We start from the raw sequence: 669 nt of genomic DNA on the forward strand, positions 1-669 counted from the left end.
GGACGCAAATACATGCAGTAAGCCGAAATCATTCAGCCATTTGCAGCTTGGGCCCGACAATCCGTGCGTTGAGTACCTTCATCATTTTCTTGATGGCCCGGTCGATGAGCGGCGCCTGGGCATCTTCCAGAAAACTGGCACTGCCGTCACGGAAATAGGAAGCCAGTTCGGATTCTTTCATTTGCCCGGCCTTGTTGCCCTGGCCATCGACAAACACCATGGTGCCGGTGAACTTGCTGCGCCATACCAGCTTGCAGATCAGCGGCTCTTCTTCCGCATCGAGCTGCATGCGGATCCAGCTGCCTTCCTTCATATTTCGCACGACAATGCTGTGATTGTCTTCGATTTCCGGTTCTGACTGTTTGGCGGCTTTGGCTTCGTTTTCGGCCTGAGCATCGATCGCAGCCTGCTGTTCTTCAGGAATGCTGCCACCGTTTTTCAGCGCAGCGATGAAGCAGGACTGCAACTTGTTCAGCATGGAGGCCGATTTTTTTTGGTCGAAAGAGATATACTAGAGTTTAGAGTAAGCAACATTGTTCCACCGTATATTTTCGGTAACTACTCACCCCTATCAGCATAGAGCTGTCCCGAAAAGGCCATTTGAATGGCGACCAGCGGATTGTATCCCTGATTTGCCATGGTCTGCAGGTAACTGGAGATGCGGCAATA

1 protein-coding gene is annotated in these 669 nt (G+C 51.4%); it reads right to left on the minus strand.

The window, feature by feature from the left end; all coding sequences use genetic code 11:
• Window positions 1-28: 28 nt before the first annotated feature.
• Complete coding sequence (locus ACOCD2_RS24380) at window positions 29-508, minus strand: DUF1631 family protein (protein WP_293648545.1); 480 nt, start codon at window positions 506-508, stop codon at window positions 29-31.
• Between the last annotated feature and the right edge of the window lie 161 nt (window positions 509-669).

The organism is Thiolapillus sp. (assembly GCF_048562965.1).
Taxonomy (GTDB): domain Bacteria; phylum Pseudomonadota; class Gammaproteobacteria; order Chromatiales; family Chromatiaceae; genus Thiolapillus; species Thiolapillus brandeum_A.